The 14,679-nt window shown below is 64.5% G+C and carries 10 protein-coding genes and 1 pseudogene; 9 read left to right on the plus strand and 2 right to left on the minus strand.

Annotation, left to right across the window (positions count from 1 at the left end):
• Positions 1 to 11: 11 nt before the first annotated feature.
• The gene (locus LGR44_RS09975) at positions 12 to 2,720 is read right to left on the minus strand and encodes an ATP-binding protein (RefSeq protein WP_226739905.1); all 2,709 of its coding nucleotides are present in this window, start codon (positions 2,718 to 2,720) and stop codon (positions 12 to 14) included.
• A gap of 208 nt (positions 2,721 to 2,928) precedes the next feature.
• Here LGR44_RS09975 and LGR44_RS09980 point away from each other — a divergent pair.
• From LGR44_RS09980 to LGR44_RS10010, 7 genes and pseudogenes are all read left to right on the plus strand, one after another.
• A pseudogene (locus tag LGR44_RS09980) lies at positions 2,929 to 3,291 on the plus strand (phasin); the annotation flags it as partial.
• Between the two features lie 52 nt (positions 3,292 to 3,343).
• Positions 3,344 to 3,829: a phasin family protein gene (locus LGR44_RS09985; protein ID WP_226739907.1), complete on the plus strand. Its 486-nt coding sequence runs from the start codon at positions 3,344 to 3,346 to the stop codon at positions 3,827 to 3,829.
• A gap of 43 nt (positions 3,830 to 3,872) precedes the next feature.
• The gene (locus LGR44_RS09990) at positions 3,873 to 4,316 is read left to right on the plus strand and encodes an NUDIX hydrolase (RefSeq protein ID WP_226739909.1); all 444 of its coding nucleotides are present in this window, start codon (positions 3,873 to 3,875) and stop codon (positions 4,314 to 4,316) included.
• A 314-nt stretch (positions 4,317 to 4,630) separates the two neighbouring features.
• Complete coding sequence (locus LGR44_RS09995; RefSeq protein ID WP_226739911.1) at positions 4,631 to 5,338, plus strand: outer membrane protein; 708 nt, start codon at positions 4,631 to 4,633, stop codon at positions 5,336 to 5,338.
• Positions 5,339 to 5,644: 306 nt separating this feature from the next.
• On the plus strand, positions 5,645 to 6,544 hold the full coding sequence (locus LGR44_RS10000) for a hypothetical protein (RefSeq protein ID WP_226739913.1): 900 nt from the start codon (positions 5,645 to 5,647) through the stop codon (positions 6,542 to 6,544).
• Between the two features lie 539 nt (positions 6,545 to 7,083).
• Positions 7,084 to 9,867 carry an EAL domain-containing protein gene (locus tag LGR44_RS10005; RefSeq protein ID WP_226739915.1) on the plus strand — a complete coding sequence of 928 codons (2,784 nt, stop codon included), beginning with the start codon at positions 7,084 to 7,086 and terminating at the stop codon, positions 9,865 to 9,867.
• A gap of 396 nt (positions 9,868 to 10,263) precedes the next feature.
• A complete protein-coding gene (locus LGR44_RS10010) occupies positions 10,264 to 12,378 on the plus strand; it encodes a M10 family metallopeptidase C-terminal domain-containing protein (RefSeq protein ID WP_226739917.1) in 2,115 nt (704 codons plus the stop codon).
• Between the two features lie 57 nt (positions 12,379 to 12,435).
• Here the strand turns inward: LGR44_RS10010 and LGR44_RS10015 are convergent, their stop codons facing one another.
• The gene (locus tag LGR44_RS10015) at positions 12,436 to 12,783 is read right to left on the minus strand and encodes a hypothetical protein (protein ID WP_226739919.1); all 348 of its coding nucleotides are present in this window, start codon (positions 12,781 to 12,783) and stop codon (positions 12,436 to 12,438) included.
• 314 nt (positions 12,784 to 13,097) lie between these two features.
• Between LGR44_RS10015 and LGR44_RS10020 the strand changes: the two genes are divergently transcribed.
• Both LGR44_RS10020 and LGR44_RS10025 read left to right on the plus strand, forming a co-directional pair.
• The gene (locus LGR44_RS10020; RefSeq protein ID WP_226739921.1) at positions 13,098 to 13,310 is read left to right on the plus strand and encodes a GcrA family cell cycle regulator; all 213 of its coding nucleotides are present in this window, start codon (positions 13,098 to 13,100) and stop codon (positions 13,308 to 13,310) included.
• Between the two features lie 192 nt (positions 13,311 to 13,502).
• Positions 13,503 to 14,666: an RtcB family protein gene (locus tag LGR44_RS10025; protein ID WP_226739923.1), complete on the plus strand. Its 1,164-nt coding sequence runs from the start codon at positions 13,503 to 13,505 to the stop codon at positions 14,664 to 14,666.
• The last annotated feature ends 13 nt before the right edge of the window (positions 14,667 to 14,679 follow it).

Genomic DNA, 14,679 nt, shown 5'->3' on the forward strand with positions numbered 1-14,679 from the left:
GACGTCCGGGGTCACTCCGCCAGCACCCGCGTCGGCGGGAAGATGACCTCGACGAGGGTGCCCTCGTTGGGTTGGCTCGAAATCTGCAGCGAGCCGCGGTTCGCCTCGACCAGGGCCTTGGTGAGCGGCAGGCCCAGACCCGTGCCGCCGCGCTTGCGCGCCGTGGCGAGCTGACGGAACGGCTCCAGCGCGGCCTCCACCTCGGTCTCGCTCATGCCGATCCCCGTATCGCGCACCCGGAAGGCAACCTCGCCCCGGTCGGTCACCGCCGTCGAGACGATCACCTGCCCGCCCGCATCGGTGAACTTGATGGCGTTCGAGACGAGGTTCAGCACGATCTGGCGCACGGAGCGCTCGTCGGCGACGACCGGCGGCAGCTTCGTGGCGAAGCTCGTGCGCATGACGATCCGGTCACGGGAAGCCTGGGGCTGGAGCAGGGTGAAGCAGGCGGAAACGAGATCGTTCAGGTTGACGCTCGTGAAGGACAGCTCCAGCCGCCCGGCCTCCACCTTCGCGAGATCGAGCAGGTCGTTGACCAGGCTGATGACGTGGGCGCCGGAGGCGTGGACGTCCTTCAGGTATTCCTTGTAGCGCTCGTTGCCGATGGGGCCGAAGCGCTCCTCCAGCATCACCTCGGCAAAGCCGATGATGGCGTTGAGCGGCGTGCGGATCTCGTGGCTGATCTTGGCCAGAAGGTCCGATTTCTGGGCGCTCGCCTCCTCCGCCGCGCGCTTGGCGTTGACGAGTTCGCCTTCCGCCTTCTTGAAGGCGGTGATGTCGCGCAGGACGGCGCAGAACTTGCGGTTCGGGCCTTCGCTCACGTGTCCCATCGTCATGAAGAGCGGGATCGTGCCGCCCTGGCGCACGCGCCCCAGAACCTCGCGCCCGTCGTTGAGCAGGCTCGCGACGCCGGGCGAGCGCAGCCCCTCGAGATAGTCGAGGGCGACGATGTGGCTTTCCGGCGAGAGCAGGACGGTGACGGCGTCCCCCACCACCTCGCGCTGATCGTAGCCGAAGAGCGCCTCGGCCGAGCGGTTGAGGGAGAGGATGCGGCCGGTCTCGTCGAGCACGATGACCCCGTCCGTTGCCGTGTCGAGGATCGATTCCAGCTCGTGCATGCGGCTTTCACGCTGCTGCAGGTCGAGCTCGACCAGGCGCAGGCGCTGGCCCGCATCGGCATCGGGAACCTTGCGGACGACCATGAGCTGCGCCGCCTCGCCGTTCCATTCCGCGGAGGAGAGACGCACGTCGACGGCAACGGTCTCGCCGTCCCGCTTCGACAGCGCCAGCGGAGCCTCGGGCTCCTCCTGCTCAAGAATATCGGGAGCACCGCGGAACAGACGCTCCAGACCTCCTGCCGCCACGATCTGCGCGGCATCCTCGTAGCCCGTCAGATCGAGCAGGAAGCGGTTGGCGAAAAGAATGCGCTCTTCCCCGTGCACCAGGATCCCGATCGGCAGCCGGTCGAGCAGGCGGTCGCCTGGAACGGGAGGAGCGGACGACGGAGCCGGGGCCTCGACAGCAGCCTCTGCCGGCTCGTCCTTCTGGGAAGGCGCAGGAGGCGCGTCGTCCTCGAAGCGTGCGCCCAGGGCGCGAGCGATCTCCCGGAAGGCATTCCGCTCGGCATGGGACAGACTGGACTGGGCAAGGCTCGGCTGCTGCGAAACGGCGGGAGCCGCCTCTTCACCGGCGACCTCCGCCTGGGGCTCGGCCTCCGGCTTTCCGTTGGACAGCGCCTCGGCGACCCGGTCGCGCAGATGGGCGAACCAGCCTTCCTCCTCCTCGGCAGGCGCCTCGGCGACAGGTGCCTCCTGCGCCCCCTCTGACGCCTCGGGGGCGGACCGTTCGGGCTCGCGGGCCTGCTCCTCCCCGGCCTGTCCGGTCGGCAGGCTGCGTGCCGCCTCGCGAACGGAATCCATGCGCAGGAGACCAAAACCCCTGAACCCGACGAGTTCGCGCCCCTCCCCGAAGATCGGCATTCCGGCCCAGTCCACGGGAACCTGACCGGACGAATTGTCCATGGTCCACAGGATGGTGCGGCCGCTCCAGGTCTCGCGCCGGGCGAACAGGGACGCCACGATCCCGTCCGGATCCTCGACGACCGACCGGGAGACCTCGTCCCAGCTTCGGCCCACGATGTCTGCCGCCATCGGTCCTACGGCCTCGCCCAGCTGCGGCGAAACAAGGGTAAAGCGGGTCTGCGGATCGGCCTGCCACACGAAGCGGATCGTCCCCTGCGGCGTCGGCGGAGGAGCGGAGGGTTCCGCAGGCGCTTCGCTCCGAACCTCGGCACTCTCCGGAACCGCAGCCGGAATGTGCGGGCGGGGCGGCTCGACGCCTTTGGGAACGGGCCCGAGAATGAGGGTGACGAGAACGGGCTCGCCCGGCCCGGCCTCGGCGAGACGGCAGGCGCATTGGACCGGAAGCCAGGGACGGGCCGGGTCGAACCGCAGACGCTCCAGACGCGCACCCTCGCGGGGAGCAAGGCCGCCCGCAAGCGCCTTCAGGCGCTCCTTCGCCCGCATATGGGGCAATATGTTGCCGGCCTCGTCGGCAAAGGCCCATCGCAGGCCCTCGGCGGCCCGGGATGCCCAGAGGAGCCTGTCCGCGGACGGATTCCACACGAGCACGCCGGCTCCGGGCTCGGACAATTTCGTCAGAGCCGGGTCCGCGGCGAGCCGCGCGATCATCGCTTCATATTGGTTCTGAGCATCCGTCATGAACGGTCTCGACCTAATCTTTCCTGCAGGGCACCCACTACACGGGTTCTAGACCAATATCGCCAAAGAGATTCCTCTGGCGGAACTCCTAAACGCTTTTACTTCGTGGTAACCTTAATTGGTAGGCGTTGAGTTGGTAGGCCTTGAGTTGATTTTGCAGTGCACAATGTGATATTGCACTGCACAAGACCCCAAACAGGAGTGATCAATGGCGACGAACCAGACCCCGGGCTATGAAATTCCGGCCGAGATGCGCGACTTCGCGGAAAAGAGCGTCGAGCAGGCCCGCAAGGCGATCGACGGTTTCATGGGCGCGGCCCAGAAGACGGTAGACACGTTCGAAGGCTCGGCGAACACGGTTCAGAGCAGTGCCAAGGATGTCACCCGCAAGACCTTCTCCTACGCGGAGCAGAACATCGCGGCCGCCTTCGACCTCGCCCAGAAGATGGTGCGTGCCAAGGACGTGCAGGAGGCCATGCAGTACCAGGCCGAGTACGTGCGCTCCCAGTTCGAGGCCATGCAGGCCCAGATGAAGGAGTTCGGCTCGATGGCGCAATCGACCATGAAGCAGCCCACCTCGAAGAAGTGACGTCCGATCCGAAACCTTCCTGAGGAGGCCCAGGATGGCCGAAGTTAAGAAGGCGCGTACCAAAGAGACCAGGGCGAGCAGCAAGCGCGTTCAAAAGGCTGCCCCCACCCTCGCGGCGGATGTGATGGCCGAAGAGCCGGTGACTGCGGAGCTCCCTCTGCAGCCGGTCGCCCCGGCAATCGTGGAAACCCCGAAGCTGCAGCCCCTGCCGGGGCCGCGGCCCGATGCCCTGCGCCTGGTGATGAGCGAAGCGGTGAACGCCACGGCGCGCGGCGCCCTGGAAGTGCACGACAAGATCATCGATGCCCTGCAGGCGCAGAGCAACGCCGCCTTCGAGGTGTGGAAGACCTCCCTCGAGGCTCCTCATCTGTCGGAGGCGATCCGCGTTCAGACGAACGGGGCTCGCCGGGCCTACGAGACCGCTTCCGCACAATGGAGCGACATCGCCGCGACCACGGCCAACTGGTTCCACAAGAGCCTGGAGCCCTTTCACGCGGCCCTGCATCGCCGGGACCGCTGACGCCTGCCTACCGAAAGCAGGCATTCTGCGATAAGGCTTGGCCATGACAGGCCAAGCCCCCTCCCCCGTTCCCGCCGTCATCGCCGTCGTCGTCCATGAGGGACAAACGCTCCTGGTGCGGCGCGCCAATCCGCCCGATGCCGGATTGTGGGGCTTTCCCGGCGGCCGGATCGAGTATGGCGAGACCGTCCACGCTGCGGCGTTGCGGGAACTCGAAGAGGAAACCTCCGTCAAGGGCGAGGTGCAGGGTGTCATCACCACCCTGGACATCCTGGACCGGTCGGACGACGGGTCCCTACGCCATCACTTCATTCTCATCGCCGTCCAGTGCCGGTGGCTTTCGGGCCTTCCGACCGCCGGCGACGACGCCCTGGAGGCTCGCTGGTTCCGCATTGCGGATCTTCACCCGGACAGGATCGACATGAGCGCGGATGTCGATGCGATCGCTCGCCGTGCGGAAAGCCTCGTCCAACCGGCGGCGTCCTGAAGAGCGACACGAAATCGGCACTTCTCGTCGATGAGGAGACGAAGGGGCCCGCCTCAGCGGCAGGCCCAAGTTTTCTCTGTCTCTTGCGTTGGTCTGGAGGCCAGCCGCTGACGATCATCTGCACATGCGGATGCGCTGGCCGTCAACCTCGCCGCCATGGGCGTGGTTGATGAAGCGTAAACTTCACAAAGCATCAATCATAATCCGGCGAAGCAATCGCAACGATATTGCATTATACTTCGAAGTGCCTTTTATGGTCCGTACAGGCACTTGACGCCTCAAGACATTGAGTCCTCAACCACGGAAGACTAGTGATGCGTACCTCTCGTTTCGGACTGCTTGCCGCAACCGCCGCTCTCGCCATGGCCGCGACGGCCGCTCAGGCCGCGGACCTGCCGTCCCGCTACAGCCCCGCCCCCGCCTACAATGCCATGCCGGTCTTCACCTGGACCGGCTTCTATGTCGGCGCCAATGTCGGCTACGGCTGGAACACGGGCACCAGCCGCTACTACGATCCCGCCTTCGGATATGTGGGCAGCGGAAGGAGCGGCGGCTTCGTGGGTGGCGGCCAGGCCGGCTACAATTACCAGCTCGGCATGTTCGTCCTCGGCGCCGAGACCGACATCCAGTATGCCGCGGTCGGCAACAAGGGCGCCTCTTACGGCACCGTCTATTACAGCGGCAACTCGGACGGCTTCTTCGGCACCATCCGGGCCCGCATCGGCGTCGCCTTCGACCGCGCCCTGGTCTACGGAACCGGCGGCTTCGCTTACGGCGATGTCGGCGGGAATAGGGCTCACGACCCGGTGCTGGGTTATCACCGCGGCAACAGCACCAATGGCGGCTGGACCCTCGGTGGCGGCGTCGAATACGCCGTATCCAACAACATCTCGGCCAAGGTCGAAGGCCTGTACGTGAACCTCGATACGAAGAGCAACTACGCTTTGGGCGACCAGCACCACGACCGGCGCGACACGGAATTCGGCGTTCTTCGTGCAGGACTGAACTACAAGTTCAACTGATTAAACCGTCCGCTCGCATGTGCAGGGGCCCGGCGAAATGCCGGGCTCTTGTCTTTGCAACACCATTTCAGCTTGACCTTAAGGAAGTTTCAATATTTCAGCCATTCTAAGCCGATCTATATTTCAGCAAAAGCTACAATTTCACATCGCAAGATTTGTTCCTCGTTTGTTAGTCATCTAGCCTATAAATTTATTCTGCAATTATACAGTCTTATGGGGAACCAAAGCCCTCCCTTAAGAATTTCTGCCTCACCGAGCCTGCCTGTAGCCGGCTCTCTGCAGTAAAAGTATATTTCGAGGGCTCCCATGAAGTATTCACACACTATTGCTGCTGCCATTCTTGCAGCTGCGTCCGCCCCTACTTTCGCCAACGCACAGGTTTACAGGCCGGGGCAGCAGTGCCAACCGGCAGTTGCCGATGCTCACCTCTACCACAACTGCCGAATTCGGATCGTTCGCGGCAACGAGGTTTGCCGCTGCGCTCTTCTTCCCCAGGCTCTCCGCAACTCGAACCGCGCGGCCGACCGCGCCGTAACGGGTTCGGTCAATTCGCCGGGTCAGGTTCCGGGCGCTCCGGTCTCCCCGGTGCCCGGCCGCGGGATTGCCCCCGGAACGCCCACTGCGGGCGGCGCCCTCGGCGGCGGCGCGATTGGCGGCGGCTCCGTTCGGGGTCCGACAGGCGGCACCGTTTCCAACGGCTCCACCGGCGGACAGCCCTCGCGCAGCGCCGGAGGCGGTACGGTCGGAACCGGAACGGGCGGGACAGGATCGAACACCGACACGACGGGCAGCATCGGCGGCGGGACGACCGGCGGCGGGACGACCGGCGGCGGCGGGACCGGCACGGGCAGCGACACCGGCACGGGCAGCGACACCGGCACGGGTAACGGCGGCACCGGCGGGACTGGCGGGACTGGCGGGACTGGCGGCGGAACCGGTGGCACGGGCGGCGGCACCGGCGGTGCGGGCAATCCCGGCAACGACAAGGGCGTCGGCAATGCCGGCGAGAGCCCGAACGGCGGCGACTTCGGCGGCGGCTCCCGCGGCCGCAGCGATGCGGGCGACCGTGGCGGCAACGGACGAGGCGGCGGCCAGGGCAACCAGGGCGGCGGCCAAGGCAATCCCGGCGGCAGCCAGGGCAACAACGGCTTCGGCAATGGCGGCGGCGATGGCAGCCCCAACGGCAAGGACGATACCAACCGCTGACGCTCCTTAGCCACCTGATCGACGAGCCCCCGGCTGCTCCAGCCGGGGGTTTTCACATGGAAGAGGCGGCCGCCGCGGCCTCGTCGAAGGCACCCGATGAGCTACAGTTACAAGCCGGCCTCACCTCCGAAGAAAACCGTCGCGACCTATTAGCCATTTCCCGCGGTCTTCATTGAATGGTGACGAGATTTCTTTAAAAGAACGCCTGCATTGACCAAGCGATGAACTCCATGTTCCTCTGGGGCATAGTCGTTTAAAGCAGAGATATATATTACATATTCGAATGGATTGATGATCCACACCATCGGACATCGTTCGGGCGAAATATGTATTCTGGTATTGGTGAGAGCAGCGTGCATATTTCCGGCCGGACTTGGTTGTCCAAGCAACTTCGGCGTTCCCATAAGAAAAGCTCCGTTCGAGAGAGGAACTCCCTTCGGCCAGCCAATCCCCTCCACGGTCCCCGTACATCGAACCTCGGTGCTGCGGGGCGCCCGCGGCAGGGCCTGGACCTGCTCAAGGGACAGGGCGCCGACGAGTTGCTTCGCCACCTCTGGGCCGTCATGGAAGGAACGACCGACTGCGTCTTCTTTCTCGATCGCCAGTGGCGGTTCGTCTTCCTGAACGGGCGCGCCGCAGCGGAGCTTCGCGGCGGCAACGACCTCATCGGAGTCAACCTCTGGGATGCCTTTCCCGAAACCGCCGCAACGGTGTTCGGCGAGTTCTATCGAAAGGCGATGGCGGAGCGGTCCACCCAGGTCTTCGAAGCCTATTATCCGCCGCTCGAAACGTGGTTCGAGGTCCATGCGGTTCCCATCGACGACGGACTGACCGTCTTCTTCCGCAACATCAACGAGCGCGTCGCCGCGACCGAAGCGCTGCGGGAGCGGGAGCTCCAGCTCGAAACCGTCTTCGGCCAGACGATGGTGGGCATCATTCACCGACGCCTCGACGGGCGCGTCCTGATGGTCAATCAGCGCTGGTGCGATCTCGTCGGACGCACGAGGGAAGAGCTCGACAGCCTGCCGATCTTCGCCCCGACCTATCACGAGGACGCCTTGTGGAACGTCCCGCTCTTCGATCAGCATCTTCGAACGGGAGAGCCGTTCCAGGTCGAGAAGCGCTTCGTCCACCCCGACGGTTCGCTGGTCTGGGTCGCGGTCAACGTCTCCTTCGTCAAGAACGAGGCCGGCGAAGTGGTCTCGATGATCGCCGTGGCCGAAGACATCGGCGCGCGCAAGGCCGCGGAGGAAGAGATCCGCGAGAGCCGCAACCTGTTCCAGGTCGTCATCGACAGCGTGCAGGACCTGATCTTCGTCAAGGATCGCGAGGGGCGCTTCGTTCTCACGAACCGCCAGATGAGGGAAGCCTGCGGCCCCCTGGAGGGACAGCGGGTCGGCGATTGTTTCCCCCAGGAGCTCGCTGACGATTCCGACAGGACCGATCATCAGGTCCTGACATCCGGCAGCATCTCCATCGTCGAGGAGAAGGTGCCGATCCGCGGAGAGCTTCGCGCTTTCCAGACCGTGAAGGTGCCGTGGCGCCAGGATGGCGAGGTCATCGGGGTCATCGGCGTCTCGCGCGACCTGACCGAGCGGCTCGACGCGGAGCAGGAACTGCAGGAAAGCCGACGGCAGCTGACGACGCTGATCGACAACCTGCCCGGCCTCGTCTACCGCTCCGCTCTCGCGCCTCCCTGGCCGTTCAGCTTCATGAGCGAGGGCGCGGAAGCACTCACCGGCTACACGACGGCCGAGCTCATGCAGCGGGAATTCAGCTGGGCCGACGTCGTTCATGGCGACGATTGCAAGAGGCTGCAGAAGTCCATCGAGCAGGCGATCAGGGAGCGGCGCCCGTTCAACGAGGTCTATCGCATCATCACCCGCACGGGCGGCACCCGGTGGGTGATGGAGCGTGGGCAGTGCATCTACAATGCGGACGGCTCCCCCGCCTTCCTCGAAGGCTTCATCAGCGATGTCACGCAGCAGCGGCAGACCGAGGAGCGGCTGCGCTGGGTCGCCCATCACGATTCCCTCACGGGCGTGCCGAACAGGGCCCTGTTCCAGGAGCGCCTGGACGTCACCTTGAAGGAAGCCAAGCGGACCGGCCGAAAGGTCGGCCTGCTGCTCCTCGACCTCGACCATCTCAAGGAGGTCAACGACACCCTGGGCCACGATGCGGGCGATACCCTCCTGCAGGTGGCCGCCGAGCGTCTCAGCTCCTCGATCCGCAGCATCGACACCGTGGCCCGCAACGGCGGAGACGAGTTCGCAATCATCCTGCCGGAGATCGACTCCGAGCAGGATATCTGGACTCTCGTGAGGCCTGTCCTCGAGCGCCTGCAGGAGCCGTTCTCCTATGCCGGGCGAACCCTCGATTGCCGGGCCAGCATCGGTGCCAGCCTTTGCCCCGATCACGGGGACGATGCGACCGAGCTCCTGAAGCGGGCCGATGTGGCGCTTTACACGGCCAAGGCCGCAGGGCGCGGCAGGATCATGATCTTCAGGCCCGCCATGCAGAGCAAGGCCGAACTCCGGATGCAGATGCGGATCAACGCCCGAGAGGCCGTGAGAGAACGGCGCATCGAACCGTTCTACCAGCCGAAGGTGCTGCTGCGGTCCGGCGAGATCGCGGGCTTCGAAGCCCTCCTTCGCTGGCACAACCCGCTGACGGGGATCGAGACGCCGGCCTCGATCAAGGCCGCTTTCGACGACCCGCGACTCGCGGTGGCCATGGGCCAGCACATGCATGAGCTCGTGTTCGACGACATGCGCCGCTGGCTGGATGCCGGCATGGAGATCGGCCACGTGGCGATCAATGCCTCGGCTGCCGAATTCCGCGGGAACGACTTCGCCGAGGAGATCCTCGAGCGCCTGCGCGCGACGGGCATTCCCACCCGGTACCTGGAGCTGGAGGTGACGGAGACGGTCTTTCTCGGCCGCGGCGCCGAGCATGTGGGACAGGCCCTCCGGACGCTGAGCCTGGAAGGGGTGAGGATTGCCCTGGACGATTTCGGCACCGGGTATGCCTCCCTGTCCCACCTGAAGCAGTTCCCCGTCGACATCATCAAGATCGACAGATCCTTCGTCCAGGATCTGGCCGACAACCTCGACGACACCGCCATCCTGCAGGCGGTGCTCAACCTGGGCAGGGGGCTCGGCATCACGACGGTCGCCGAGGGCGTCGAAACCGAGCTTCAGGCCACCTATCTCCGCGCCCAAGGCTGCGACATCGGCCAAGGTTATCTTTTCGGGAAGGCCGTTCCCAGATCCGAAATCCCCAAGCTTTATTCGTCCTGGGAACCGCATCGGTGCTGCCGCTGAGAGAACAGCCTCAAGCAAGCCTGAAGGCTTAACTTCCTTTTCCCGGGGCTGGCGTCGCCGTTTTCTTTGCAGGCGGCGTCCAGCCAAGATTTACATTCGGGAAGCCTGCCGGCAGGCAGAGGATAAATTTTGATGCTTCTCCTGTTTGAAGAACAACTTCTTGACACAATGCGAGGAGAATGAAGCCAACCAAGAATCGGGGCAGAAAATCAGTATATAAAAGCAACAACCGAGACACATAGACTCGGACTATACTGATATAAAGTTTCACATAACAGTATATAAACGTTTCCGCTCCCAAATTCTGCGAAGGCGACACTGGAATACCGACCCCCCAGGGGCACGGCCCTCCCGCGTCTGGACAATACGAAGAACAATTCAGGATCGGACGGATCTATGCCTGCTGTTGTGACTTATAGCCCGACTGGCAACGCCTATATCGATGGTGTCCTGGGGGACCGGAAATGGGCGGTAAACAGCTTCACCTTCAGTTTTCCGACCAACGCGTCGTTCTATGGGAGCCCCTATAGCAGCAGCGGCGAGCCTACGAGCGGATTCGAGGCGTTCAATCCCACGCAGCAGGCGGCGACGCGCGAAGCCCTGAAGCTCTATGCCTCGGTCGCCAACCTGTCCTTCACGGAGATCGCCGAGACGGCAACCCAGCACGCGGATCTTCGCTTCGCCATGTCGGACAAGCCCGGCACGGCCTGGGCCTATTTTCCGTCGACGCACGCCACGGGAGGCGATGCCTGGTTCAACAATTCGAGCGGCCAGTACGACAACCCGCGGCTCGGCAACTACGCATACCTGACGGTGGTGCACGAGATCGGGCATGCGCTGGGTCTCGAACACGCCCACGAAGAATTCGTCATGCCGCAGGAACGTGACTCGATGGAGTACACGGTCATGAGCTATCGTTCCTATGTCGGCGCCTCGACGACGTCGGGATACGTCAACGAAGGCTGGGGCTATGCGCAGTCGCTGATGATGTACGACATCGCGGCCCTGCAGCACATGTACGGCGCGAACTATTCCACCAACAGCGGCAACACCACCTATTCCTGGAGCCCGACCACGGGCGAGATGTCCGTCAACGGGACCGGCCAGGGAGCGCCGGGCGGCAACCGCATCTTCCAGACGGTGTGGGACGGCGGCGGCACGGATACCTACGACTTCTCGCAATATTCCGGCGCCCTGAAGGTCGACCTTCAGCCGGGAGGGTGGACGACCACGTCGACGACCCAGCTTGCGAAGCTTCACTACAACGGCTCGAAGATTGCCGCCGGCAACATTGCCAACGCGCTGCTCTACAAGGGTGACGGCCGATCCCTCATCGAGAACGCGATCGGAGGCAGCGGCAGCGATACGCTGATCGGCAATCAGGCGGCGAACGTGCTCAAGGGCGGCAGCGGTGCCGACAGCCTGACCGGCGGCATCGGGAACGACACGCTGGACGGCGGCGCCGGAATCGATACGGCCGTGTATGGAGGTCAACGCTCGCAGTATGCGGTCCAGAAGCTCTCCGACGGATCGCTCGAAATCGCGGATCTTCGCGGCGGCTCGCCGGACGGACGGGACATCGTCTGGAATATCGAATGGATCCAGTTCGTCGACCGCATCTACTCCGCCGCCGAGCTGACGCCCACCACGACGGTTCCGGTCACGACCACCACCGATCCCGTCGTCACGCCCACCACGACCGATACGGTGGTTACGACCGTGTCGGACACGACCGTCACGACGACGACGGCCCCCACTCCGCTGACGCCGCCGATCGTGACTCTGCAGGACATCAGCATCTCGGGCGACTCCGCGGGCAACCGGCTTTACGGAGCCGGAGGCAACGACTCGCTGTATGGCCTCGGCGGCAACGACGTGCTCCATGGTGCGGCCGGTGCGGACAGGCTGAGCGGCGGAACCGGCAAGGATACCGCCAGCTATTCGGGCGCCGGCGGCGGCCTGGTGGCGGATCTTCTGTACCCGTCGCGCAACACGGGCGATGCGCAAGGCGACATCTATGTCAGCATCGAGAACCTCACCGGCAGCGCCCATGCGGATTCCCTGCGCGGCAGCAAGGGGTCGAACGTGATCAGGGGCGGAGCCGGCAACGACACGCTCATCGGAAGAGCGGGCAACGACACCCTCGATGGCGGGTCGGGCGACGACGTGCTCCAAGGGCAGACGGGCCGGGATGTTCTCGTGGGGCGCGGCGGGCGCGACAAGTTCGTCTTCAAGTCCGTCAGCGAGTCCCGCGGCTCCTCCACGGATGTGATCAAGGACTTCACGCGTGGAAGCGACAAGATCGACCTGCGCGCGATAGACGCCAACAGCACCAAGGGCGGCAATCAGGCCTTCAGCTTCATCGGAAAATCCGCCTTCACCGGGAAAGCCGGGGAGCTGCGCTTCTATGACGGCAAGCTGTCGGCGGACATCAATGGCGACACGATCATAGACTTCCAGGTGAAGGTGTCGGGGCTCACCAAGCTGTCCAAGGGCGACTTCTATCTCTGAGCCGCGCGGACGCGGGAAGCGGAAGCAAGGCGCTGAGTTGCGCCTTGCTTCAATGGCTCAGCACCGGCTGGGCATGCCGGATGGATTGACGCTGTTCGGATTCTTGCCGCCTGTCGGAAGGCAGGGGCTCTTGCCGGTGGCGCCGGCCTCCACGGCAGCTTCAGGCGTGGGATCGATGGTCCCGGGCGGGTTGCCGGGCGGGTTCACCGCAGGGGAGCCGACGGCTCCTGTGGCATTCGGCCCCGCGCGCTCGCGGACCGGGAATTTCCCGGTGCCGGCGGCACCGGTATCGACACTCGGGCTGGCGCCCGGCGCGGCTCCGGTTTGAGCGAGAGCGCCCCCGGCTGCTCCTCCGACGGACAGAGCCGTCGCCAGAGCCAGGACGTGCAATCGGTTCAGAAACATCGCGAACTCCGCTTTCTTCGATCAGGACATGGTGTGCGCCTGTCTACTCTCCGACAGAACTTATGTTTCAGCTTGGCTTCAGGAATTCGCCGCTCGGCAGCCCGGAACTCTTCCCCATGCTGCGACGGGCCCTGCCCTTTTCCCCGACTTCGCTTGCAAACGAACCGTTCCGTAACCATCTGAGTCAGAACCCGGTCGCGGTCTTACGCTTGACCGGAACTGGCCACGAGCTGGGACGACGACGCCGGATCGACGGCATCCCATAGCGCGGCCGTTGGCGCATTTAGCCTTTGCCTCACACCGAGCTTGAACCGATGACCCATATCAGGATCGCGGAGCCGTCTCCGCATTACAGGACTGCGCTTCTCGAAGCCCGCGCTCGCCAGTGCCGCTTCATCGTTTCCGAAGAAGTTCGGGATGCGGTCTGCTGCGGCGCGCCGACTTCCGAAACGTCGAGCTGGTGCGACTGGCATCGCCAGCTCGTCTACACGCCGCGCACCGAGCGCGACAGGCGCCGGGCCGCCTGAGGAGCTCGGCCATTCAGTCCGGCCCATCGGAAAACATGCCGTCGGCTCCGGGTTTTCGGAGCCGGCGCGCTTTTGCATGGGCACGGGCCAGCTCCGCCGGAGGCTGCTGATCCGGCGCCCGCCCCGAGAACCGGGTGCGCATCCGCGAGTTTCCACTGAGCCCTTCCGGAAACCGACTGACACAGGCTGGCGATGAATACCCTAATCTATGGCGAACATGACGAGAGGACGATCCGTCAGCTCGATCGCTGCATGCAGGTCGGCAGCGCAGCGAAGGGTGTTCTCTGTGCCGACGGCCATCTCGGCTATGCCCATCCGATCGGCGGAGTCGTCGCCTACGAGGAGCACATCTCCATCAGCGGTGTCGGGTTCGATATCGCGTGCGGGAACATGGCCGTGCGGCTCGATACCCGTTACGAGGACATCGCTTCGCAGAAAGCCGCCATCCTGTCCGATATCGGGCGGACGATCAGCTTCGGCATCGGCCAGAAGAATGCCGTCGCGGTGGATCACGAGCTGTTCGAGTCGCCGCTGTGGGACGAGGCAGGCGTGCGCGACCTCAAGAAGATGGCCTCGCAGCAGCTCGGAACGGTCGGGTCCGGCAACCATTATGTCGACCTTTTCGAGGACGAGGAGGGCTTCGTCTGGATCGGGGTGCATTTCGGCTCGCGCGGACTCGGCCACAAGATCACGACCAAGCACCTGGCCCTCGTGGGCGCCAAGGACGGAATGGAGGTCGATCCCGCCATCGTCCACCAGGACAGCGAGGTGGGGCGCAGCTACATCGCCGGCGTGAAGCTCGGCGGCCTCTACGCCTATGCCGGGCGGGAATGGGTGGTCGAGCGCGTCCGACAGATCATCGGCGGGAGGATCACCGATTCGGTGCACAACCATCACAACTTCGCCTGGCGCGAGAAGCACGGGGACCGGGAATACTGGGTGGTGCGCAAGGGCGCGACGCCCGCTTTTCCGGATCAGCGCGGCTTCGTGGGCGGATCCATGGGCGACAACGCCGTGATCCTTCGCGGCGTGGACAACGCGGAAAGCGCCGACAGCCTCTACTCCACCGTTCACGGCGCCGGACGCCTTCATGGAAGGATGGAGGCCAAGGGCAAGAAGAACAAGGCGGGGGAGTGGACCCGCCCGCCCCTCTTCACCCGCCGGCAGATGGACGAGTGGCTGCGGGAGAAAGGAATTCTCCTGCGCGGCGGCGACGTGGACGAGAGCCCGATGGTCTATCGCCGTCTGCCCGAGGTGCTCGAGCATCACAGGAACACGATCCGCATCGAGCACACGCTGCGGCCGTTTGCGGTTGCCATGGCAGGCGCCGGAGAGTTTGATCCCTACAAGGACTGAGCCCTGCCGCCGC

The organism is Microvirga lenta (genome assembly GCF_020532555.1).
In the GTDB taxonomy this organism is placed as follows: Bacteria; Pseudomonadota; Alphaproteobacteria; order Rhizobiales; family Beijerinckiaceae; genus Microvirga; species Microvirga lenta.